Source organism: Acinetobacter sp. FY731, from assembly GCF_059515905.1.
In genome coordinates this window covers 45,253-69,675 of sequence record NZ_JCAKNB010000010.1, presented here as the reverse complement: position 1 = coordinate 69,675, position 24,423 = coordinate 45,253, and the positions used below count along the sequence as shown (strand labels likewise).

General features: G+C 36.9%; 23 protein-coding genes and 1 riboswitch. Of the genes, 11 read left to right on the top strand and 12 right to left on the bottom strand.

What is annotated here, in order from left to right:
- Positions 1 to 2: 2 nt before the first annotated feature.
- The 5 genes from AC5YC8_RS11995 to AC5YC8_RS11975 all read right to left on the bottom strand — a co-directional run bounded on the left by AC5YC8_RS11995 (position 3) and on the right by AC5YC8_RS11975 (position 4,572).
- Positions 3 to 824: a hypothetical protein gene (locus AC5YC8_RS11995; protein WP_496164690.1), complete on the bottom strand. Its 822-nt coding sequence runs from the start codon at positions 822 to 824 to the stop codon at positions 3 to 5.
- A gap of 2 nt (positions 825 to 826) precedes the next feature.
- Positions 827 to 1,600, bottom strand: coding sequence for a uroporphyrinogen-III synthase (locus tag AC5YC8_RS11990; protein WP_496164689.1), 774 nt, complete (start codon positions 1,598 to 1,600; stop codon positions 827 to 829).
- A gap of 1 nt (position 1,601) precedes the next feature.
- Positions 1,602 to 2,519 carry a hydroxymethylbilane synthase gene (gene hemC / locus AC5YC8_RS11985; RefSeq protein ID WP_496164687.1) on the bottom strand — a complete coding sequence of 306 codons (918 nt, stop codon included), beginning with the start codon at positions 2,517 to 2,519 and terminating at the stop codon, positions 1,602 to 1,604.
- A gap of 109 nt (positions 2,520 to 2,628) precedes the next feature.
- A complete protein-coding gene (locus AC5YC8_RS11980; protein ID WP_496164685.1) occupies positions 2,629 to 3,369 on the bottom strand; it encodes a LytR/AlgR family response regulator transcription factor in 741 nt (246 codons plus the stop codon).
- Positions 3,370 to 3,417: 48 nt separating this feature from the next.
- Positions 3,418 to 4,572: a sensor histidine kinase gene (locus AC5YC8_RS11975; protein WP_496164696.1), complete on the bottom strand. Its 1,155-nt coding sequence runs from the start codon at positions 4,570 to 4,572 to the stop codon at positions 3,418 to 3,420.
- Here AC5YC8_RS11975 and argH point away from each other — a divergent pair.
- On the top strand, positions 4,563 to 5,993 hold the full coding sequence (gene argH, locus AC5YC8_RS11970; protein WP_496118071.1) for an argininosuccinate lyase: 1,431 nt from the start codon (positions 4,563 to 4,565) through the stop codon (positions 5,991 to 5,993). The two genes, AC5YC8_RS11975 and argH, sit on opposite strands and share 10 nt — an antisense overlap.
- Positions 5,994 to 6,021: 28 nt before the next feature.
- Positions 6,022 to 6,291 (top strand): oxidative damage protection protein, encoded by a 270-nt coding sequence (locus AC5YC8_RS11965; protein WP_496118073.1) that lies wholly within the window; start codon positions 6,022 to 6,024, stop codon positions 6,289 to 6,291.
- Positions 6,292 to 6,863: 572 nt separating this feature from the next.
- Here AC5YC8_RS11965 and phoU read toward each other — a convergent pair.
- Both phoU and abuO read right to left on the bottom strand, forming a co-directional pair.
- Complete coding sequence (gene phoU / locus AC5YC8_RS11960) at positions 6,864 to 7,586, bottom strand: phosphate signaling complex protein PhoU (RefSeq protein WP_496118075.1); 723 nt, start codon at positions 7,584 to 7,586, stop codon at positions 6,864 to 6,866.
- 126 nt (positions 7,587 to 7,712) lie between these two features.
- Entirely contained in the window at positions 7,713 to 9,056 is a 1,344-nt protein-coding gene (gene abuO / locus AC5YC8_RS11955) for a multidrug efflux outer membrane protein AbuO (protein WP_496118077.1), read from the bottom strand.
- 277 nt (positions 9,057 to 9,333) lie between these two features.
- Between abuO and AC5YC8_RS11950 the strand changes: the two genes are divergently transcribed.
- The 6 genes from AC5YC8_RS11950 (at position 9,334) to gluQRS (ending at position 15,779) form a co-directional block, all read left to right on the top strand.
- Positions 9,334 to 10,356 (top strand): hypothetical protein, encoded by a 1,023-nt coding sequence (locus tag AC5YC8_RS11950; RefSeq protein ID WP_496164684.1) that lies wholly within the window; start codon positions 9,334 to 9,336, stop codon positions 10,354 to 10,356.
- A 92-nt stretch (positions 10,357 to 10,448) separates the two neighbouring features.
- A riboswitch (TPP riboswitch) is annotated at positions 10,449 to 10,579 on the top strand.
- A 93-nt stretch (positions 10,580 to 10,672) separates the two neighbouring features.
- A complete protein-coding gene (thiC, locus tag AC5YC8_RS11945; protein ID WP_496164683.1) occupies positions 10,673 to 12,568 on the top strand; it encodes a phosphomethylpyrimidine synthase ThiC in 1,896 nt (631 codons plus the stop codon).
- A 78-nt stretch (positions 12,569 to 12,646) separates the two neighbouring features.
- The gene (locus tag AC5YC8_RS11940) at positions 12,647 to 13,267 is read left to right on the top strand and encodes an NUDIX domain-containing protein (protein WP_496118083.1); all 621 of its coding nucleotides are present in this window, start codon (positions 12,647 to 12,649) and stop codon (positions 13,265 to 13,267) included.
- A 5-nt stretch (positions 13,268 to 13,272) separates the two neighbouring features.
- Entirely contained in the window at positions 13,273 to 14,085 is an 813-nt protein-coding gene (gene cpdA, locus AC5YC8_RS11935; protein WP_496164682.1) for a 3',5'-cyclic-AMP phosphodiesterase, read from the top strand.
- 216 nt (positions 14,086 to 14,301) lie between these two features.
- The gene (dksA, locus tag AC5YC8_RS11930) at positions 14,302 to 14,829 is read left to right on the top strand and encodes an RNA polymerase-binding protein DksA (protein ID WP_496118087.1); all 528 of its coding nucleotides are present in this window, start codon (positions 14,302 to 14,304) and stop codon (positions 14,827 to 14,829) included.
- A gap of 2 nt (positions 14,830 to 14,831) precedes the next feature.
- Positions 14,832 to 15,779: a tRNA glutamyl-Q(34) synthetase GluQRS gene (gene gluQRS, locus AC5YC8_RS11925; protein ID WP_496164681.1), complete on the top strand. Its 948-nt coding sequence runs from the start codon at positions 14,832 to 14,834 to the stop codon at positions 15,777 to 15,779.
- 53 nt (positions 15,780 to 15,832) lie between these two features.
- Here gluQRS and ftsW read toward each other — a convergent pair whose 3' ends face one another.
- The 5 genes from ftsW to AC5YC8_RS11900 form a co-directional block, all read right to left on the bottom strand.
- Complete coding sequence (gene ftsW / locus AC5YC8_RS11920; protein WP_496164680.1) at positions 15,833 to 17,029, bottom strand: putative lipid II flippase FtsW; 1,197 nt, start codon at positions 17,027 to 17,029, stop codon at positions 15,833 to 15,835.
- 19 nt (positions 17,030 to 17,048) lie between these two features.
- Positions 17,049 to 18,395 carry a UDP-N-acetylmuramoyl-L-alanine--D-glutamate ligase gene (murD, locus tag AC5YC8_RS11915; protein WP_496118092.1) on the bottom strand — a complete coding sequence of 449 codons (1,347 nt, stop codon included), beginning with the start codon at positions 18,393 to 18,395 and terminating at the stop codon, positions 17,049 to 17,051.
- Positions 18,396 to 18,561: 166 nt separating this feature from the next.
- Entirely contained in the window at positions 18,562 to 18,813 is a 252-nt protein-coding gene (locus AC5YC8_RS11910; protein WP_496164679.1) for a DUF6587 family protein, read from the bottom strand.
- Positions 18,814 to 18,849: 36 nt separating this feature from the next.
- Positions 18,850 to 20,703, bottom strand: a complete 1,854-nt coding sequence (gene feoB / locus AC5YC8_RS11905) for a ferrous iron transporter B (RefSeq protein ID WP_496118094.1) — start codon at positions 20,701 to 20,703, stop codon at positions 18,850 to 18,852.
- Complete coding sequence (locus AC5YC8_RS11900) at positions 20,700 to 20,954, bottom strand: FeoA family protein (protein ID WP_496118096.1); 255 nt, start codon at positions 20,952 to 20,954, stop codon at positions 20,700 to 20,702. Before AC5YC8_RS11900 ends, feoB begins: the two co-directional genes overlap by 4 nt.
- Before the next feature lie 173 nt (positions 20,955 to 21,127).
- On the opposite strand from AC5YC8_RS11900, the gene xerD reads away from it, so the two are divergent.
- The 3 genes from xerD (at position 21,128) to AC5YC8_RS11885 (ending at position 24,393) form a co-directional block, all read left to right on the top strand.
- Positions 21,128 to 22,045 (top strand): site-specific tyrosine recombinase XerD, encoded by a 918-nt coding sequence (xerD, locus tag AC5YC8_RS11895; protein ID WP_496118097.1) that lies wholly within the window; start codon positions 21,128 to 21,130, stop codon positions 22,043 to 22,045.
- Between the two features lie 104 nt (positions 22,046 to 22,149).
- Positions 22,150 to 22,965, top strand: coding sequence for a DsbC family protein (locus tag AC5YC8_RS11890; protein WP_496118099.1), 816 nt, complete (start codon positions 22,150 to 22,152; stop codon positions 22,963 to 22,965).
- Positions 22,966 to 23,088: 123 nt separating this feature from the next.
- Positions 23,089 to 24,393, top strand: coding sequence for a homoserine dehydrogenase (locus tag AC5YC8_RS11885; RefSeq protein ID WP_496164677.1), 1,305 nt, complete (start codon positions 23,089 to 23,091; stop codon positions 24,391 to 24,393).
- Positions 24,394 to 24,423 lie beyond the last annotated feature (30 nt).

Genomic DNA, 24,423 nt, shown 5'->3' with positions numbered 1-24,423 from the left:
ACTTAGCCCATCAATGCTCTAGTACTTAATACAGGAACTGGAATCGTGGTCATTCCATCAATATTTTTAAGTTGCTGAACAAGTTGTTTAGCAACTTGATCTGGCAGCTGATCTACAAGCTGAATAATATCTGTTAATTCTTGATGATATTGAACAAACTGCCCTTGAGATAATGCTTCACGCGCTATAAGTAATCTTAACTGCGCTTCTTTTAAAATCACTGAACGCTGCATTAATTGTTGTGCGGGTTTTCTTGTAGATTCCACAAAGAACCATTTTTGCCAAAAATAAGCATTTTCAGGTTGTGAAACTGTTAAATTCGGATGGATAATTTCTTGTTTAAGCTCAGCATTTAATTTCAAAATCAACTGATTAATTTGCTGTTGCTGAGTATCATTATTAACCACATATTGTTTGATGGTTTGAATATCTTTATCAATTACTTGATGCAAACTATTCTTTACTGCTGGAGCAAGTAAATAAGTATCAATTTGTTGATTTAACAATAGTAACTTTTCCACAGCATAATGGTATTGATGCTGTTTTAAGGCAAACTCAACCAAACTCAATTGTTGCTTAATCAAATCATTGGGGTGAATTTGCGTATCGGCATCTGCTATTTTTTTAAGTTCAACTGTATTACTTGCACTCGGGTCTCTTTGTATTGCCACCAATTGATCATTCAAACTTAAATTCGTCTTTTCAAGTTTATTCACCATTTGCTGCAATTCAGCTTGTTGAGCCGATATTTTATATACGTCATAACTTAATTTAGCGACAACGGCTAAAATAATTATGAATATAAAAATATAAAGCTTTTTCATGTTTACCCTTGAGCAACTGTAATCTGTTGCATAATTGAATCTATTTTTAAGTTAGCTAGTTTTGTAATTTTAAAACTCAGTTTATTCTGCTTTTGATAATCGCGTAACAATTGAAATAATCGCTCCCCTAATACCCAATAATCAGCCTTGTTTAGAATATCACGATTATTTTGAATTAATTCAATCCAATTTAACCAGCTCGCCTCACTACTTACGACCATTTTATAGTGAGATAATTGAGTTATACGCTGTTTTATTGTTTCTATAACCTGTTTAGATTGAAACGGACATTGACGCTCATACAGAATAAAGTTCAGAACGTTGTGACCTTGTGAAATAAGGCTATCCATCATAAATTGACGCCCTCCTTCACCACGCCAAAACGCAATTTCAGTTTTAGCATCTAAATTTTTTAAAACTGGCAGGCTCAACATTCCTTCCGATGTTTCAATATCTGGAATAAAACTTTCAACCCCGTAAGACATCAAACATTCTGCCGTCTTCTGCCCTACAGCAATCCACTTTATCTGTATTAAATCATCGAGTGAAATTTGTAATTTTTTTAAATATTTCATGCCAACATCTACAGCAGTTGGACTCACAACTACAATTACTTTCACATATAGAAGTTGCTGATACAAATCAATCAAACCATCCGATAAAGGACGTTCAATAAGCTCAAGTAATGGTAGCTCAACAACATCTATAGACCGCTGTTGCAAAGCCATAGTTAATGGCTTTGCACGATCTTGTGGTCGAGTATTAATAAAAAGCATATTAATGTAATGCTTTTAAAAGCTCACCCGCACCCAATGCAAGTAACTCTTGAGCAAGCTGAACACCAAGTCTTTCAGCATCTTCAGGCTGACCTTTTAAGTTAACTTGAAGCAAAGTTTCACCATCGACACTACCAACACGACCTTCAATATAAAGTTGACCATCTTGTAATGTTGCATAGCCTGCAATTGGAACTTGGCAACCACCTTCTAAATAAGCATTAAATGCACGTTCTGCACGGACACAGACATTAGATTCATCATGCATAAGTGGCAAAATAAGATCTAAAATAGCTTGATCATCTTCACGACACTCTAAGCCCAATGCCCCTTGTCCAACTGCTGGTAAACTTACAACTGGATCAAGGGTATGACGAATACGATCTGCCAATTCCAAGCGCTTCAAACCTGCACTTGCCAAGATAATGGCATCGTAATTGCCCGCATCTAATTTAGATAAGCGCGTACCTACGTTGCCACGTAAATCAATAATCTCTAAGTCTGGACGGGCTTTTAAAATTTGGCATTTACGGCGTAAGCTTGACGTTCCAACTTTTGCACCTTGTGGTAAGTCATTAAAACTTGCATAGGTATTTGAAACGAACGCATCTAATGGATCTTCACGCTCGCAAATTACAGCTAATGTTAAGCCTTCAGGCAGTGCCATTGGAACATCTTTCATAGAATGTACAGCAAGATCTGCACGACCATCTAATAATGCAGCTTCTAATTCTTTTACAAATAAACCTTTTCCACCAATTTTTGCGAGTGGAGTATCTAGAATTTTATCGCCCTGTGTAACAAAAGTAACAAGTTCAACAGTTAAATCTGCATGTAACGCCTCTAAACGCGCACGAATATGTTCTGCCTGCCATAAAGCAAGTGGGCTTTGTCGAGTTGCAATTTTAAGGGTTTTCATTATGCCAACTTAAATAAAATAATTTAGTATGCATGTAAACTTAACTTGAAATCTTAAAAATGCAAGTAAATTGAACTTTTGCTTGTGTCAAAATTTATATTTAAAGTGGTTAAATCTTTTGTAATCGCTCTCTTAATAATGGCAAATGACGACGACTGACGGATAAACGCTCGTCCACGCCATGACATCTCACTTGATATTGTCCTGAACTTACAAGTTCCAACCCTTCTAAAAAGTTGACTGAAACCAATGCATTACGATGAATTCGAATAAATTGTTCAGCAAATTCATGCTCAAGATCTTTTAGAGTTTCATCAATAAGAACACTTCCATTCTTATGACGAACAGTGACATATTTTTGATCTGCTAAAAAATAATAAATATTTTCAACAGGTATCAATTCCACACCTCGAAAGGTTTTCGCCACGATTTGTGTGCGTTGATTATTTAGTTCTTCCATATTTTCTTTTTGTTTTATATTACTCAACTGAGCTTGAGTAAGTTTGGTTAATTGATCTAATACGAGTTGTAAATCTTGTTTTAGCACAGGTTTGAGCAAATATCCATCTGCTTGAGATTTAAAAGCATGTAATGCGTATTCATCATAAGCCGTACAGAAAACAATCGCAGGCATTAAACCTAATTCTCGCAACCACTTGGCACAAACCAACCCATCCATTTCGGGCATTTGAATATCAAGTAAAATAACGTCTGGGCAATAAACTTGTGCAAGTTCAATTGCTTCTTGACCATGTGATGCAGTTGCCACAACTTGATGACCAAGTTGTTCAACTAACTTCGATAATCTTTGAACTGCTAAAGACTCATCATCACAAATCAATATATCCATACTATTATTTACCCAATTCATTTGAAAAATTAAAATAAAGTTAACGTATTATTTATATCTATACTGAACCACGGTTGTATATGTTTGGTTTCCAGAAAATGTTCTAAATTGTACAGAACCTCCATAATATGCTTGTAAGCGCTGCTTAATATTTTTTATTGCAATACCATGATTTTTACGTTGCTCCACATCATTTATTATAAAAGGATTCGTGACAACAATATTGACATGATTGTCCAAAACTTCAACTAATATGCTAATTGTACTTTGAGCTAAAATTTTTTCTACGCCATGAAAAATACTATTTTCAAGCAGTGGTTGTAAAGTAAGCAATGGAATTTGTACAAAAGGGAAAACTTGCTTATTTTCAAATTTCCAATCTACATTTAATCGGTCACCTAAACGAATCTGTTCTATTTCTAAATATTTTTGGCAAAGCTCAATTTCATCTGACAAACTTACAAGCTTAAGCTCCTGTAAACTTGCCCTAAATAAACGAGACAAATTTAAAAGCATTTGTTCTGCTTTATCAGGATCTATGGCAATTAAACTAATCACATTATTTAAACTATTAAATAAAAAGTGAGGATGGATCCGTGCTTGTAAAGCATCGACTCTTGAACGTAATTCACTATGCTGTTGTTGCACCCACTGTTCACGCACATATAAATACCGAAAACAAAATGCACCCAATAAAATGCCATAACCTAAGTGCAAACCAACATGATTAAATAGAACATTTAAAGTTAAATTTTCTAAACTAAAATTTTCACCTAAATGTTGAAAAAAATTTAACCCCAATGTTGTAGATAAAACAATCAACTGTAAAAGTAAAAAACCAAGAATAAATGATTGTGCCAAATGAACTTTGATCAGTGCTTTTTGAAAATACTCAACCAAAGTCACAAAGCATAAAAGCACCCAATCTATATAGAGCACATATTGAATAAAACGCCCAAAGCTTAGTCCCGACCACCCCTGGGCCTCTGCCAAAACCAAGACCAGTGCCAGTAAAACACTGCCAATAAATAATTCAATTAAATATTGCCAACGACCTATTTTCGTTAAAAAATAGATTGAATGATTTTCCCCCTGCATATGTGCAAAAGTTTGATCAACTTGTTTTTCGGTAACTGTTTCCGAATTTGTTATACTATTGTGCATATTCTCGCTTTTTATTCTATTGAGCCGACATGACCACATCATCTAATTCCTCAAATCCGTCACAAACCCAAACATCGGGTATGTGGGGCGGTCGTTTCTCTGAAGCTACTGATGCCTTTGTTGCAGAATTTACAGCATCTGTTCAATTTGACCAACGCTTTTATAAACAAGATATTGCAGGTTCTATTGCACATGCAACTATGCTTGCAAAAGTTGGTGTTTTAACCGAACAAGAGCGTGATGACATCATCAATGGTTTAAACACAATTAAAGCTGAAATTGAAGCGGGTAACTTCGAGTGGCGCATTGACCTTGAAGATGTTCACATGAACATCGAATCACGCCTAACTCAACGTATTGGCATTACAGGTAAAAAGCTTCACACAGGTCGTAGCCGTAATGACCAAGTTGCAACAGATATCCGCTTATACGTACGCGATGAAATTGATGCAATTTTACAATTACTCGAAAAATTACAAAAAGGCATTTTAAGTCTAGCAGCAAAAAATACTGACACAATTATGCCAGGCTTTACTCACCTTCAAACAGCTCAACCTGTAACTTTTGGTCACCACTTAATGGCTTGGTTTGAGATGTTAGTACGTGACTCTGAGCGCTTAATTGACTGCCGTAAACGTACAAATCGTATGCCATTGGGTTCTGCTGCTCTTGCTGGAACAACTTACCCAATTGACCGTGCTTATACTGCTGAATTGTTAGGTTTTGAAGCTGTTGCTGAAAACTCATTAGATGCGGTTTCAGATCGTGACTTTGGTATTGAGTTTAATGCTGCTGCATCTTTAATCATGATGCACTTATCACGCATGTCAGAAGAAATGATTCTTTGGACGTCTGCACAATTTAAATTCGTGAACATTCCTGACCGTTTCTGCACTGGCTCATCAATCATGCCACAAAAGAAAAATCCAGATGTTCCTGAATTAATTCGTGGTAAAACTGGTCGTGTATATGGTGACTTAATGAGTCTATTAACTCTCATGAAGGGTCAACCATTAGCTTACAATAAAGACAACCAAGAAGATAAAGAACCATTATTCGATGCAATCGATACGGTTCGTGGTTCTCTTATGGCATTTGCTGACATGATTCCTGCATTGGTTCCAAACATTGAAATCATGCGTGAAGCTGCTCTTCGTGGTTTCTCAACAGCAACAGACCTTGCAGACTACCTTGTTAAAAATGGCGTTGCATTCCGTGATGCACATGAAATTGTAGGTAAGGCTGTAGCGCTTGGCGTTCAAGAAGGCAAAGACTTATCTGAATTAACATTAGAACAACTTCAACAGTTCTCTGACTTAATTCAAGCTGATGTATTTGAAAAAGCATTAACTTTAGAAGCTTCAGTCAATGCGCGCAACCATATTGGTGGTACTGCTCCTGCTCAAGTAGCAGCAGCAATTGAGCGCGCATATACTCGCTTAGAAAAACTTTACGCTTAAATTTTTACGTTAAATTCGGAGTATTGATATGTCTCGACAAGTATTTTGCCGTAAGTATCAACAAGAAATGGACGCTTTAGATTTTGCGCCTTTCCCTGGTGCAAAGGGTCAAGAATTATTTGACACTGTTTCTAAACAAGCTTGGCAAGAATGGTTAAAACACCAAACAACGTTGATTAATGAAAAACGTTTAAATGTATTTGAACCTGATGCAAAAAAGTTCCTCGAAGAACAACGTGAGAAATTCTTCAGTAATGATGAAACTTTAGAGCAAGCTGAAGGTCTAAAGCCTGAGTAAAAATGAAAGCTCTGCTTTTTTTATGCAAGACAAGCGAAGTACATAATTTAGAATGTCAAAAAGGAGTCTGAAAAGACTCCTTTTTTAATACTTGATCGAAAGAAAAAAATGATGCTTTAAAACAAAAAATAATGTCAAAAAATAAATCTAGACAAAATTAAAAAAGAGACTCTGTTAAAACAGTTTTTTGATGTCTGTTAAAATAGCAATCCGATTTAAAATATCTCGAGCACCCCATTAAACCCTAGTGAACCCACAGCTTTTAGGCTGTTTTTTAATCAAAATTTAAATCAAAAAAAGTTTTTAAAAGCCCTAAAACCATAAAAAAACTATGTGTTTTTTATGTAATTTTTAGCCATATTTACTTATAAAACATTACATTAGAATACAATAAGCCACATGATTTTTCCTTAATCTATTCCTATAATAATTTCATAGGCGGTACCTATCTCCATTGATACCGATCTAATTTTAATCTCAGACTTCCCCCAAAGTCTGGGATTTTTTTTATCTCTTTTTTAGAATAAAAAAAAGCTCCTAATAATATAGAAGCTTTAAAACTTAGTTTTTAATTAACTCTCTTGTACTTTTTCTTCAATCACTTTTACATCTGTATGACGAACATCTAAACCTTTCACCATATAAATAACCTGCTCGGAAATATTTCGAGCATGATCGCCAATACGTTCTAAAGAACGAAGCACCCACATTACATTCATCACACGTGAAATATGACGTGGATCTTCCATCATATATGTCATTAATGTACGCATAGCTGACTGATATTCGCGATCGATATCTGCATCTGCAACTAAAACACGTAATGCTTGATCTACATCTAAACGTGCAAAGGCATCTAAAGCATCATGTATCATCACACGTACTTGGTTACCAATATGGCGTGTTTCCATATAACCACGTGGAGAACCACCCTCTTCACACAAATTTTGTGCGATACGTGCGATTTTGGCAGCTTCATCACCAATACGCTCTAAATCTGTATTTGCTTTTGACATTGCAATGACCATTCGTAAGTCAATTGCAGCTGGATGACGTCGAGCTAAAATTAAAGTCAGTGCTTCATCAATTTCAGTTTCATAACGATTTACAATATTGTCTTGAAACTGCGTTTCTATTGCTAAATTTGCATCTGTATCTAGTAATGAACGAATTGCACTTGCGACCTGTTGCTCAACTAAGCCACCCATCGTCATAAATTTTGTATTTACATCTCTTAGTTCTTCATTAAATTGTGAAGAAATATGATGGTTTAGCACAGGATTGGTTGGACTCAAGGAATACACTCCACGGCAACAGAATTCTAAATTTATAATGCAAAAGATTAAAGCACAACAATGATGAAACTTTTATGACAAAGTTGAGCATCTTATCTGTTTCTTTAAATCAATCTAATAAGTAGATTATTTTGAAATAAGCCACATATTCATTTCCTTTAACACCTGTTCATTTAACTGCCCTACAGATGCTTTCAAGCGTAAAAAATTTACAATGTAATCATATTTAGCATTCAAATACTCTTGTTTGGTAGAAAATGCGTTTCGTTGTGCTAAAAGCACGTCAACCATGGTTTTTAGTCCTTCGTTATACTGTGCTTTTGATGCTTTTGATACAATTTCTGAAGACTCCATTGCTGTCTTTCTTGCTTCAATTTTGGCTTGATCCGTCTCAACTTGTAAGTATGATTTTTTGACATCTGTATTTGCTTTTAAAATACTTGCATCAAGTTGTGCTTGTGCTTTTTTTGCATTAACTGATGCTTTTTGCACATTCTTTTTTACGCGCCCACCATTAAAAATATTCCAGTTTACTTCTACACCAATTTGATCAAACTCACCATTTTGTGACATTAAACTTTCAGGACTTTGTTTGGTATATCCATAAGTCCCTACAGCTTCAACTTGAGGATACTTGGCAGCTCGTTCTACACGTACACCATCTTCAGCATATTTATATTGTAATCGAGCTTGTTGCACATTTAAATTTTGAGATTGTGCAAGATCCGTCCAGTCTTTAAGCTTTTCAGGAATTGGCTTTTGAAATTTAAAGTCGCTACGAAGTACAGCCAAATTTTCTTGATATGACCCAATCATTTGTGACAATTGTTCTTGAGCTAAAATTAATTGAATATGCGTTGAAATACGATTTGCTCGTGCATTTTGGTATTGAGCATTTGCTTCACTAACATCACTTTTTGCAATGAGTCCTTCTCTTAATTTAGCATTCATCATATTAAGTTGTTCTAGTAAGGCTTTTTCCTCTTGTAAATAGGCAGCTGTTAAAGCTTGTTGTCTCAACACATTAAAATATGATTCTGAAACATTTAAAATATGATCTTGTTGCTGAACCTTTAAAGTGACTTCACTTAAGCTAATTGAAGTTTTAACCTGTTTAAGCCCTTCCCAAGCATCCCATCTAAACAAAGGCTGTCTTGCCGTAACGGAAGCTTGACGTGTAGTAGATGTTGCCGACATTAAATTGTCAGAATTAATTTCTGGTGCGCCAGGAATCGAAATACTATTCATCTCTTGGCTTTTTCTTGTGATATTTCCAGATATCGTAACTGTAGGTAAAAGATTCCCTTTTGCTAAACCTAAATTTAGTTGATCTGCTTCGTATTGCAAAATATTGGCTTGCCAGTTCGGATCTGAATTTTTAGCACGATCATAAGCATCGACTAAGTCTAGAGCACTAACCCACGGACTTATTACCGCTAAAGATAAAAAACATAAAAAGTTTTTCTTCATTGTTTTATTTAAGCCCTTACCGAATTGAGTCTAGTAACCAAGAACATTTTATATATCCTCAATAACATCATAAATTTTAAAGCTTCAACATCTTTTTTATGTATATTTTTCACTTATTTAAAATATATAGTATTTTCACAATCTATCCATTTTAATGAAATTTGTTACGTTCACTACCATATATTTACGAAATCAACTCACAACTCCACAATCATTTTTCATTATTCAACGCTAAGATTGAAAATGTTTATTTTAGATAATGTCTGTATAAGCTCTAGTGAAATATAAATTTTTTTACATCGCTATTATTCTAAGTATTTTAAGCTCTATGCTTAGCTTAGTTGCATGTCAAAAGTCTGATCCTCCACCTATTCAAGTTGAAGAAACTTATGAAGAACCTATCGAACTCGATCTAACAAAACTTTGCAACAACTTAAGCAAAGAAATGCAAGAAATTGATAACACACGTACAACCTTTGCATTAGAACAAATTAATCAAAATTTAAAAATCTGCGTACCTCTTGCAGACTTCAAACATCAAATAGCCTTAATACATTTAAGCAACCAAATGTACGATAATTTCCTTATCGTTAAACGCACGCCAAAAGAGCAAAGTGCTTTTGATTTTTACGCATTAGACATGGCGCAATACCCTACTATTCAACAAAGTCACCAAGAAGAATTTAGCTTAAGAGATCAATATTTACTAAAACACAAAGGACAAGCATATATTGAGCTACATGAAACTGCCCAGCATGAATTAGTTTATAGACGCAATCCGCAGTATCTTGCACGCTTATTTGCACCCTACCTACCTCAAGCTGAACGGATTTTTATTGAAAGCTTAGCACAGCAAAATATGCAAAATACTTTTCATAACCACCACATCACTATCGATGCTAAAGAAATTTCAGATCGTGCTTTATTTTGGGAAAGTTATATAGACCAATATCCTAAAAGCCACTTTATAGAAGAAGCAGAATACTTAAAACAAGCATATACACAGTTATTATTCAAAGGCATGCCTGAAGATCCTGTTTCTAATTCATATTTTGGTGAAGTATCAATTAAAAGTGATCATTTATCTGCAATTCAAAAGCTTGCAAAGTTAAATAATTCTCAACTTGCTGATCAAGCCAGACGTTTTTTAACTTTTATTCAAATCAATCAAGTGGAAAGAAAAAAAATAACCCATGCCGATTATTCAGCATCTCAACTTAATGAATACTTAAAGCTAAAACCTATTCGAATTAATCAAGATATAGACTGTTTTTCAGATGCAATTTGCCACAAACATTAAGTCTATTTTTTAAAATATCACACCAACCTCACAAAATTAGATGAAGATTAAACAGCCACTGTTTTTCAATTGACTTCATGCTAATATCCGCACATCGCTTGACGGAGCGCGAGTAAAAACTCGCTGAGATCACCTAAATAATTCCCAAAGGTTTTATTTGATGGTGAGTACCGTTGAACCTGATCAGGTTAATACCTGCGTAGGAATCAAGCCAACCGACAAACCGAAGCCCCAATTTATCTCAATTTCACAAGATAAATATGCCACGTTTTTGGTCGTGCTTGATTCGTTGATTTCATTCATAAGGATCATTGCAATGAACCAATTAACGAATCTCACTGCTTCTGAAATTTCTGCTCAACATGAGCAAGATGCTAAAGATTTAACTCGAATTTTACCTGCCTCAAAAAAAGTATATGTACAAGGTTCACGCCCTGATATTCGCGTGCCTATGCGTGAAATTAAACTAACAGATACACCTACAGGCTTAGGCGGTGAAAAAAACCCACCTCTTATGGTGTATGACACTTCTGGCGTTTATACCGATCCAAATGTAACTATTGACCTTAAAAAGGGTTTACCCAATGTTCGTGAAACATGGATTGAAGAACGTGAAGATACAGAGCACTTAGAAACCCTCACTTCTCAATTTGGGCAAGAACGCTTAAAAGATATTCGTACAGCAGATATTCGTTTTGCACATATTCAAAAACCAAGACGTGCTAAATCTGGCAAAAATGTCACGCAAATGCATTATGCAAAACAAGGCATTATTACACCAGAGATGGAATACATTGCCATTCGCGAAAACCAAAGACAGCGTGAAGGTGTAGATATGCGCCAACATGTAGGGCAAAACTTTGGGGCGCAAAATTTACGTGAAATAACACCTGAATTTGTTCGCCAAGAAGTTGCGTCAGGACGTGCCATTATTCCTGCAAACATTAACCATCCTGAATGTGAACCCATGATTATTGGTCGTAATTTTCTTGTGAAAATTAATGCCAATATTGGTAATTCGGCACTTGGCTCTAGCATTGATGAAGAAGTTTCAAAAATGACATGGGCAACACGTTGGGGTGCAGACACCATTATGGATTTATCGACAGGGAAAAATATTCATGAAACCCGTGAATGGATTATTCGCAACTCCCCTGTTCCTATTGGTACTGTTCCTATTTATCAAGCCTTAGAAAAAGTAAATGGTGTTGCTGAAGATTTAACATGGGAAATTTTTAAAGACACGCTTATTGAACAAGCAGAACAAGGCGTAGACTACTTCACCATTCATGCAGGTGTACTTTTAAGATATGTACCACAAACCGCAAATCGCCTGACAGGAATTGTTTCACGTGGTGGTTCAATCATGGCGCAGTGGTGTTTAGCACATCATCAAGAAAACTTCCTATATACACATTTCGATGAAATTTGCGAAATTATGAAAGCTTATGATGTTTCATTTAGCTTAGGCGATGGCTTACGTCCTGGCTGTGTTCAAGATGCTAACGATGAAGCACAATTTAATGAACTACGAACCTTAGGGGAATTAACTCATAAAGCTTGGGAACATGATGTTCAAGTAATTATTGAAGGTCCAGGTCATGTACCAATGCACATGATTAAAGAAAATATGGACTTACAGCTTGAGGTTTGTAAAGAAGCACCTTTTTATACGCTTGGTCCATTAACAACAGATATCGCACCAGGCTATGATCACATTACCTCCGCGATTGGCGCTGCGATGATTGGTTGGTACGGTACAGCCATGCTTTGCTATGTCACACCCAAAGAACACTTAGGCTTACCAAACAAAAAAGATGTAAAAGATGGCATCATCACCTATAAAATTGCAGCACATGCAGCAGACCTTGCAAAAGGACACCCAGGATCTCAAGCACGTGATAATGCCCTTTCAAAAGCACGTTTTGAGTTCAGATGGGATGATCAGTTTAACTTAAGTTTAGATCCTGACACTGCTCGTAGTATGCACGATGAAACTATGCCCAAAGAAGCGCATAAATCTGCTCACTTTTGTTCGATGTGCGGACCTAAATTTTGCTCAATGAAAATTACACAAAATGTGAGAGAGTATGCTCAAAATCAAAATGCTGAGATTAATTCCGAGCAAAACAATCAAGAAATTGAAATAGGTCTCCAAGCTATGAGTGACGCGTATTTGGAACAAGGACAAAAGTTGTACCATAAAGTCTAAATGAGCAAAAAATAGTTTGTATTCATATTGTTTTCAGTTAGGATAAAATAAGATTTCATTTATCCTAATGAATAAATTATGAATATTATTAAACAAGCAACTTATGGAATTAACGATTATAAAATTCAGAAACGTGAATATATATTTCGAGGTTTTATCCAAGTTGAAAAAGTGAGTTTATCTCATCAATTGTTTAATAAAACTTCATATACACCGACTATTCAGCGTGAACTCATTCATCGCCCTGAAGCAGCAGGTGTTCTACTTTATGATGATGAACAGCAAAAATTTGCTTTAATTGAACAGTTTCGAGTAGGTGCTATGGATGATGAACACTCTCCATGGCAACTTGAAATTATTGCAGGTGTACTCGATGGTGATGAATCACCTGAAAATTGCATTCGCAGAGAATCTCTAGAAGAATCAGGATGTGAAGTAGATGCCTTAGAACATCTCTTCACGTTCTACCCATCTGCTGGGGCTTGTTCAGAGCTTTTTCACTTATATAGTGCAAAAGTAAAATTACCAAAAGAAGGGGGCATTTTTGGTATGCCAGATGAGGGAGAAAATATCCAACTTCATCTAATCTCCTACCATGACTTAAACACATTTTTAACGAATGGACGTTTAAGAAATGCACCCGTTATTATGGCTTTACAATGGTTAAAACAATACATTAAAACAAAACAAAATGTCTAAAGGGGATGGGCATGGCTTTAACAGAAAATAATAATCAAAAAGATTTAACAGTCATACAAATCTCAGATACGCATCTGATGAATAAAGAACACCTAGAATTTTTACAAATGAACCCATTTGTGACTTTTCATGCCGTTATTGATGATATTCAACAAAAATATCCAAATGTAAATTCTATATTCCATACTGGCGACTTAGCTCAAGTCCCAGTTTCTGAAACTTACGATACTTATGTCAATTTCATGGGGCACACAGGAATTCCATTTTATCAAATTCCCGGAAATCACGATAAAGCCGAGTTGTTCCCTTTTCACCTCAATCAGAATCAAGCTCATGCCATTCAACTAGGTGTATGGACATTTATTTTACTTAATAGTGCCGTAAAAAATCAGATTCATGGCTGGATTGATGATGAACAACTACAGCAACTTGATCAACTGCTTATAGAACATAAAAATCAACATATTATTATTACCTGCCATCATCATCCTTTAGAAATGGATTCTCGTTGGATTGATAACCACAAACTCAAAAATAGCGAAAGTTTTACTGAAATATTCAAAAAGCACTTAAATATTAAAATGGTGCTTTTTGGACATGTCCATCAAGAATCACTTAACCTTTGGAATAATATCCATTTTTATTCTACACCCTCAACTTGCGTGCAATTCAAACCTAAGAGTGAACAGTTTGCATTAGATGACACAGCGCCCGGATATCGTGTACTACATTTAAAAGAAGATGGTACTTTTAGTACAAAAGTACACCGAGTTGAAGCATTCAAACCTAAAATAAATTTAAAAATTTCAGGCTATTAACTTTTAATTTTGTAGCGAATGCTTTATTTTATTGCCTGCAAAAGAAGGAATGAGGGGTCAAATCCAAAACATCAAAGACTATCAAAATACATAAAAAGTCTATATGATGACGACCCCCAAAGAACGTTTATCTATGTGGGGAGTGTGGAAACAGACACTTGCATATCACCATATTTTTTGCGTATTGATATACGTATATGATGAGGAATGCCTTACATGGCGAATGACAATCAAAATCAAGTCTTGGACGAGCAAACAAATATTGTAGAAGAAAAATCTGCAAAAAAAGTGCGTAAACCAAAGTCAAAAGCATCAGAAAGCGGTCCAGCTGCTAGCTTATTTGGTATTGAGCCTTATCAGCCTAAAAAAAATGAAGAGTACATGTCTGAAGGACAGCTTGAACACTTCCGCAAAATTCTTTTAGCGTGGAAAGAAGAATTGATGTCTGAAGTAGATCGTACTTTGAATACAATGCAGGATGAAAATACTGCACTTCCAGACGTAAATGACCGTGCTACTCAAGAAGAAGAGTTTGCGATTGAACTACGTACACGCGACCGTGAACGTAAACTCATCCGTAAAATCGAGCAATCTATTGAAGCCATTAAAAACGATGACTATGGTTTCTGTGAAACTTGTGGTATCGAAATTGGTTTGCGTCGTTTAGAAGCACGTCCAACTGCAACACTTTGTATTGACTGCAAAACTTTAGCAGAGATCAAAGAGAAGCAAAATAACGGTTAATTGTGACTGTTGAGAATTCTTCAGCCGAGCTCAGCTCCCTTGCGGAGCATGCTCCTCTTGCGCAAGAACGAAACAATGTTTCGCTAAATCGCTACTCAGGTCGGTTCGCGCCATCGCCAACCGGCCCTTTGCATTTTGGATCTTTAATAACGGCAGTTGCAAGTTACTGCGATGCCAAAGCCAATAAAGGTCTTTGGCATGTTCGTATTGAAGATACAGACATCCCTCGTATTTATCCTGGAAGTGAAGCACATATTCTTCGTGCAATAGATGCTTTTGAATTTAAGCCCGATTCAGACATCATTTTTCAAAAAGATCGTTTAGATATTTATGAAGATGTCATTCAACAGCTACATCAAGAAAACAGCGTCTATGCCTGTCAATGCACGCGAAAAATGCTTGGTTCTAATCATATTTATGCAGGAACCTGTCGAGATCTCGCTCTTCCCTTTCATCACCAAGCCATTCGTGTGAAAGTATCCAATACTGATATTTGCTTTCAAGATCATCTTCAAGGACAACATTGCTCAAATTTAGAAAAAGACCTTGGTGATTTTGTTTTAAAACGTCGTGATGGAATTATTAACTATCAATTGGCTGTTGTAGTAGACGATTATTTACAAGGAATGACGCATGTCGTTCGAGGTGCAGACTTACTTGATAATACTGAACGACAAATTTGGTTGGGTGACTTGTTAAACTACCCACGTCTGGAATATATCCATTTGCCACTTGCTATGAATGATTCTGGACAGAAGCTATCTAAACAAAATATGGCTCAAGCCCTTGATTTAACAAAACCATCTGAATTGCTTCAACAAGCACTACATGCACTCAAGCAACCTGCCGTTGAATTAGACCAACCTCACAGAATGTTGCAACAAGCCATTGCTCAATGGAGTTTAGAACGTATTCCGCATTGTACGCAATTAGACGGTATTTACATCTAAATAGAGCCATAAAAAACCGAGCATCAATGCTCGGTTTTTAAATTTATTTTTTATTAAAAACTTGATTCTTCGCGACTTGCATTTTTATCATGTGTGGTTGATTCAATTTTCAAAATCAAACTAATCATTACTGCACACATAATTAACGATGAACCGCCATAGCTAATAAATGGTAGTGTTAAACCTTTAGTTGGCAACATCCCCATATTCATACCTGCATTTACAAGTATCTGCATAAGGAAAATAATACTAATACCATATGCCAAATAACCTGCTCTTAAATACTGGTTTTTTAAGGCACGGTGTCCAATTAAAATACAGCAAACTAGCATGATAAATGAAAGTGTGAGAACTGTTGAAATACCTAAAAAGCCAAACTCCTCACCCAAAATTGCAAGCATAAAGTCTGTATGTGCTTCAGGTAAATAAGACATTTTTTGAATACTATGTCCTAAGCCAACACCTGACCACTCTCCTCGTCCAAATGCCATAAGTGCATTAGAAAGCTGATAACCCGCTCCTAAAGGATCACTCCAAGGATTAGAAAATGACATTAAGCGAGCTAAACGGTAAGGCTCAAACAACACAAGAAAAACAAATGCAGCAATAATGGCACCAAAGGCAATCGCAAACTGAATCAATGGTGCACCTGCCAAAAAGAAAACGCCTAGCATGGTTAAAGCAATAACAACCGTTGCCCCTAGATCAGGCTCCGCCATGACCAAACCAACCGTCGCAGCCATAATAATACCAAGACGAATAAGCCCTTTAATATTATTACGTACCTCTTCTGCACGCCTTACCACATAATCTGCAGTAAAGATTGCCATCATCAGCTTAGCAACTTCAGATGCCTGTAAAGTAAAGCCTGCGACACGTATCCATCGTTTTGAACCATTTACTTCTGTACCAACAACTAAAACGGCAGTCAGTAAAACAATGGTAATAATCCACAAAAAAAACGTGTTGTTAAACCATAAATTGAGTGGAAATCTATATGCAACTAATGCTGCTATAGATGCTACAAAAATAGAAATACTATGTCTTGTCACATAATGGAATGGGGTTTCATGCATGCGGTCTGCATAAGGCATAGATGCTGAAGCCACCATAACAGTTCCAAAGCAAAGTAAAGCCAATACACAAAAAATCAATACATTACGAACATTAACTTCAGCAGGCAACTTAGGTGCCCACTGATCATATATTTGATTTATTTTATTGATAGTTGTCTGAGCAAACCCAGCCATATCAGTCTTCCTATTATTCTTAGTTTAGTTCGTTGACTAGTTCTACAAACTGATGTCCGCGTTGCGGATAGCCCGTAAACATATCAAAACTTGCACATGCAGGTGAAAGTAAAACAACATCATTGGCTTGCGTATTTTGCTGACATAATTCAACACTTTCTTTAAATGTTGTGGCATGTAAAAGTGTTGTTGTACCTGTAATTGCTTTTTCAATGATCGCAGCATCTTCACCAATCAATACTGCAACCTTAGCATATTTACTTAAAGAATCACGTAATGCAGTAAAGTCCTGCCCTTTACCTTGCCCACCTAAAATAATCGCAACCTTTCCGCCTTTTGCTTCAATTGCAGCACCTAAGCCATCAATTGCAGCTAAAGTCGCACCAATATTCGTCCCTTTAGAATCATTATAATAACGAACACCATGTACTTCTCTAACAAATTCACAGCGATGCTCTAAGCCCTTAAATGTCTTTAATGTTTCAAGCATTGTGTCCAAAGGCAAACCAATTGCTTCGCCCAACGCTAAACATGCCAAAGCATTTGCTACGTTATGTGTACCTTGAATATACATATCTGAGCTTTTTAATAATCGCTCACGACCACGTGCCAACCAAATTGTGCCATCCGTATCTTTCAAAACGCCAAATTGATTCATATCTGGTGCATTTAGACCAAAACTTTGCATTGGGGTTACATCTGGAACCAATGGACGAGTTAATGAATCATCACGGTTATAAACAACTTTTTTAACACCTTGGAAAATACGATGCTTCGCTGTGTGATAACCAAACATATCACCATGACGATCTAAATGATCTTCACTCATATTTAGAACCACAGCGACATCAGCATTTAAATTTGATGTTGCTTCAAGCTGAAAGCTAGAAAGCTCTAGAATATAAAGCTCAGGATCATCATTGGTTAAATCGAGTGCTGGACGTCCTAAATTACCACCTACTGCAACTTTTTTACCTGCTGCTTGCGCCATAATACCCATTAAAGTCGTAACGGTACTTTTTGCATTCGAGCCTGTAATTGCCACAATCGGCTTATCTGTCGCACGGCGTAAAATCTGAATTTCACTTACAACAGGAATACCTTTATTTAGGACTTGCTGAATTTGTTCAATTTTCGGATCTAATCCGGGACTAATAACAACTTCTTCAGCAGATAACAAAAGTTCTAAATCGAGTTGACCAAAACTTGTTTGAATTTCAGCGGGAATTTGATCATGTCCAGGAGGATTTTCACGTGAATCTGTCACCGCAACACGATAACCATGTTTATGCAAAAAATTAACGGCTGCCACACCTGAAATACCTAACCCAGCAACGACCTTTAAACCACCACGCTGTATCAACATTTTTGCACCATAGTTTGGATATATTTTAGAACTGCTGAAATGTTAGCACTTTGATGTTTTATTTGCTTTTTCTGTTTTAACTTTCTTTTCATTTTTTTGTGTCAGTGCGTAAAAAAGCCATCTGTTTAGATGGCTTTTTATAATCAAATCAATATAACTATATTCATTACTTCCACTTTACTGCTTGAACTTCAGTTTTTTGTGCTTTTGGCTCTTCAGATGCCGAGCAGCCACAGCCACCACCGCAACCTGTAGCCATAGCTGGTTTCAACCATTTTGCTAAAGTTGTCCATCCTTTTGCATCGCATATATTTGAAAGTGACATAAAGACTGAAGTTGATGTTTTAGGAAAAACTTTCTTAAAAACAACAATCGCACTCCAAATGACCAATACTGCAACAATTAGAATTTCAATCATTTCAATCTCCTTTCACTTCATTAAGGTTAAATGAACTTAGCCCAAATAATGTGAAGCAATTTGATAAGTGAAGAATGACATCATGTATGCCAATCCGAATAAATATAGCGTCATAACGCTGACTGTTTTCCACGAACCTGTCTCACGTTTCACTGTTGCTAGTGTCGCTAAACAATGCGGTGCATAAATAAACCAAACCAGCAAAGACAAACCTGTTGCTACAGACCAGCCTAAATCTCCACCACTAATTAATGTCGTTAAGCTCTGAGAAACTGCATCTTCATCTACTGCAGATAAGGCATATACCGTACCCAAAGCAGCCACAACAACTTCACGTGCAGCCATTGCAGGAATTAAAGCAATACAGATCTGCCAGTTAAAACCTAATGGTGCAAAAATCGGCTGAATTAAATGCCCCAACATACCCGCAAATGAGTAGTCAATATCTGGCATTGTTGCGCCTTCAGGCGGTTGTGGGAATGTGCACAAGAACCAAAGTAAAATAGAAAGCGCAAAGATGATACCACCCACACGTTTCAAGAAAATTTTGGCACGGTCTAATAAACCAATCCAAACACTCTTTAAATCTGGAAAACGGTAACTTGGTAATTCCATGAGTAAAGCATGTTGTGACTTATCTTTTTGGAAGAACTTAAGTACAGTTGCAACCACAAGAGCACTCACAATACCCGCCATATACAGACCAAATAGCACTAGACCTTGTAAGTTAAACAAGCCCCATACTTGATATTCAGGTATAAATGCAGCAATTAACAAAGCATATACAGGTAAACGAGCCGAACATGTCATGAGTGGTGCAACAAAAATCGTAGTTAAACGATCTCGTGGATCACTAATACTACGTGTTGCCATAATGCCCGGAATGGCGCAAGCAAAACTCGAAAGCAATGGAATAAATGCACGACCACTTAATCCTGCTTTGTACATCAATTTATCAAGTAGGAATGCAGCACGTGGTAAATAACCCGACTCTTCCAAAACAAGAATAAAAAAGAACAGAATTAAAATTTGTGGCAAGAACACCACAACACCACCAGCACCCGCAATAATGCCATCAACAATTAAGCTGTTAAGCAATGGTTGCGAGATAAACCCACCAACAAACTCACCCAACCAGCCAAAAAAGCCTTCAATACCATCCATAAATGGTGCAGCCCAAGCAAAAACGGCTTGGAATACAACAAACATCATCACGGCTAAAGTAATTAAACCAAGAACAGGATGTAAGAAAATTTTATCTAAGAAATCTGAACGCTTATCTTCGTGATCTACAAAATGAACTACATCATTTAAAATCGTTGCAACTTTTGAGTGGTTATCACCTGTTAAACCGCTTAATTCGGTATGTGGAGCAACATATTTCCCCTGATCCAGTGCATTCATCAGGTTCTCAATACCTGTATTACGAATAGCAACTGTTTCAACAACAGGCACACCTAAACGCTCAGCAAGCTTTTGCGTATTAATTTGCATACCACGACGGCGTGCTTCATCCATCATGTTTAAAACAACTAAAATTGGGCGACCCAATTCAATCATTTCTAACACTAAGCCCAAATGCAGACGTAAATTTGTTGCATCCACAACACATAAAAATGCGTCTTGATTGCCTTCTTCTGCAATTTTGCCTTGAACTACATCACGAGTAATGGCTTCATCTGGACTGGTTGCTTCTAAGCTATATGCACCTGGCAAATCGAGCACACGCACAGGCTTACCAGAAGGCAAAGTGAATTGACCTACTTTACGCTCAACAGTTACGCCTGCGTAGTTCGCCACTTTCTGGCGTGTACCTGTTAAATGGTTAAATAGCGAGGTTTTACCACAGTTTGGATTACCTACGAGGGCAATACGTAATGCATCACTCATGCAGATACTCCTTCGATTTCAATTTTTTCGGCTTCAACTTTACGCAAAGCAAAACGTGTAAATCCAATTTGAATTAAAATTGGATCACCACCAAAAATACCTTTGGTAATAACCTCTACAGTTGTACCCGGAATAAAACCTAATGTTTCCAAACGGCTCGCCACAAGATCTTGTGAGCTTTCATCAACCAAAGCACGATGTACTTTATGAATGACAGCTGTTTGTTTAACTTTCAACTCAGATAAACGCACGCATCTAACCCTAAATATTTTTGAACAGTATACAAGCAAATGAGAATAATTCACAAATCAGATTCGATTCCAATTCTCATCTATTTTCCACCATCGACAGTTTGATATAATTAAATTACAGTAAGAAAAATCAATAATTTTATCGATTTGAAATACTTAAAGTTGATTCCTTTATGTTAAACAAAAAGCCACGTATTCCCACTGCTGTCAGCATTCCTGAAGAATTTAGTTTTTTACAAGGCTTTAAAGATTATCTTATTGCTCAAACTGTGAGCCCTCATACTCGTAATGCCTACTTGTCTGATCTTATTCAAGCAAGTGAGTTACATAAATCTGCCATGCCAACTTGGACGAGTGATGATATTTCTGACATTCTTTTAGAATTAACCAAGCAAGGAAAAAGCCCTCGGTCTATTGCTCGAACACTTTCCGCATTACGCTCTTTCTTTAAATTTTTAAGAGAGCAAAAACTCCGTAACGATAATCCTGTTGCTACACATAAAACCCCTAAATTGGGTCGAGCCCTACCAAAAGATTTATCTGAACAAGATGTTGAAGCACTTATTCAAGCACCAGATACCAATACAGCACTAGGTTTACGTGACAGAGCTATGTTTGAGGTTTTATATGCGTGTGGCTTACGCGTATCTGAACTCATTAATTTACGTTTGGAACTCATTAATTTAAAACAAGGTTATGTACGTATTGTCGGTAAAGGAAATAAAGAACGGCTTGTTCCATTAGGACAAGTTGCTTCAGATTGGATTGAACAGTATTTGAATGCTGCCCGCCCTGCACTCTATAAAAGTTCAACAGATTATTTATTTTTAACACAGCATGGCGGCATTATGAGTCGACAAAATTTCTGGTATGCCATTAAGCGTTATGCTCTACAAGCAGGAATTTCCACCGAACTTTCTCCGCATACGCTTAGACATGCATTTGCAACACATTTACTCAATCATGGTGCAGATTTACGGGTGGTACAAATGCTTCTTGGACATAGTGATTTATCGACAACTCAAATTTATACCCATGTGGCTCAAGTCCGTATGCAGCAACTACATGCTCAGCATCATCCACGTGCTTAGATACATAAAGACTTCATTTTTTAGACCAAGAAGTTTTATCTAAAGTTCAGAATTTTGTTATTCTATTTGTCTATTTTATATCTACAAAGAAGAAAGGGTTACCTATGACTTTTACCCGCTCTAAACTTTTTATCGCATCTGCTATTGCAACAACAATGGCTTTAAGCGCATGTTCAAATGCAAATAACGATGAAAATAAGCAAGCTCCATTAACTGCGAGTACGCCTGCTACGGGTGAGGCTTCTAATCTTTCTGAAAGAAATGCTCAACAACGTTTAATTACAACATTAGGCGAACATTTCAAAAAAGTAGGTATTCCTGCAAAAGTTTTAGATGTCAAAGTAACTGAAGTGCCAAACTTATATTGGGTTAGCTTAGAAGGTATGCCTGCTGTTTATGCAACCAGCGATGGTAAATATATTATTCAAGGTGACATTGTACGTTTGGGTGATACGCAATTACACAACGTGAGTGACAATCTGCAAGCAGAAGCAAATAAAAAATTGCTTTCTAAACTCAATACCAAAGATTTAATTGTTTATAAAGCAAAAGGTAAAACGAAGCATGTAGTTTATGTCTTTACAGATGTAAGCTGCCCGTATTGCCATAAACTACACGAACACATGAGCGAAATTAATGCCAAAGGTATTGAAGTACGCTATATCGCATGGCCACGTGGCGAACAGTTTATGCCTGCTATGGAAAGCGTATGGTGTAGTTCAGATCGTCAAGCTGCTTTTGACCAAGCAATTGCCAATGAACAACTTGCTCCTGCAACATGTAAAAACCCTGTTCAAGAACAATATAAATTGGGCTTAAATATGGGCGTAAATGGTACACCTGCAATTTATAATGCAGATGGTGTTTACCTTGGTGGTTACCTTACTCCAGAAGAGCTAGATACCCGCTTAAATAACTAATATTTATATATTAACTTACTGTTTTTTATGGGTAGAGATAAAGTTATTTTTACCCTAGAGTCCTAGCGTTTTTTTAGCTATGATCTAGACTCGCTTATAAACGATTAAATTTTGGAGTGTGACGTGAAACCAGTTCGTCTGGCAATCCTCGGTCTAGGGACCGTAGGTGGTGGTGCCCTTAAACTCTTACAAGAAAATGCTGCTGAAATTAGACGTCGCACAGATCGTGAAATTCAAATTACCCATGTAGGTACTCGTCGTCCACGTCCAGATTTAAACCTTGCTGACTCAGTCAAGCAAAGTTCAGATTTAATGGATATCGTACGCCAGCCCGATGTTGATGTTGTTGTTGAAGTAATGGGTGGTATTCATCCTGCTTACGAACTCATCATGGAAGCAATGAAACACGGTAAACATGTTGTTACTGCGAACAAAGCTTTGCTTGCAGAACACGGTACTGCCCTATTTAAAGCTGCCGATGAATATAAAGTTCAAATTGCATATGAAGCAGCTGTTGCGGGTGGTATCCCAATTATTAAAGTCATCCGTGAAGGCTTAGCTGCAAACCGTATTGACTGGCTTGCAGGTATCATTAATGGTACAGGCAACTTCATTCTTTCAGAAATGCGCGAAAAAGGTCGTACTTTTGATGACGTGCTTAAAGAAGCTCAAGAACTTGGCTATGCAGAAGCAGATCCAACTTTTGATGTTGAAGGTATTGATGCTGCACACAAGCTAACACTCCTTGCTTCAATTGCATTTGGTATTCCATTGCAATTTGACAAAGTATTTACTGAAGGCATTAGCAAAATTACAGCACAAGATGTGAAATATGCCGAAGACCTAGGCTTCCGCATCAAACACCTTGGTATTGCTCGTCGTGCCGAATCAGGTATTGAACTACGTGTTCACCCTACACTTATTCCTGAAGATCAACTCATTGCCAATGTAAATGGCGTGAAAAATGCAGTTTTGGTTCAAGCCAATGCCGTTGGTCCTACACTGTATTATGGTGCGGGTGCGGGTGCGGGTCCAACAGCTTCAGCTGTGGTTGCCGATGTTGTTGATATCGTACGTGACATCTCTTATACAGAAGATGGTGCAGGCACAATTCCACAACTTGCTTTTGAAAATCTGACCGACTTACCTATTTTAAGTCGTGAAGAAATGACAACAGGTTATTACATCCGCATCAACGCAGAAGACCAAACTGGTGTTCTGGCTGACGTTACGAGCATTTTAAGCCGTAACGGAATTAGCATAGATGCAATCATGCAGCAACCTCGCTTAAAAGATCTTATTCCTATCGTGATTTTGACAGATCCTGTTAAAGAATCGAAAATGGATGAAGCTCTTCAACAAATTCAAGCATTACCAGTGATTCGTGGCGAAATTGTACGAATTCGTTTAGAATCGCTTGATAATTAATCGGGTCAAGGGGATATCTTCCCCTTGCCA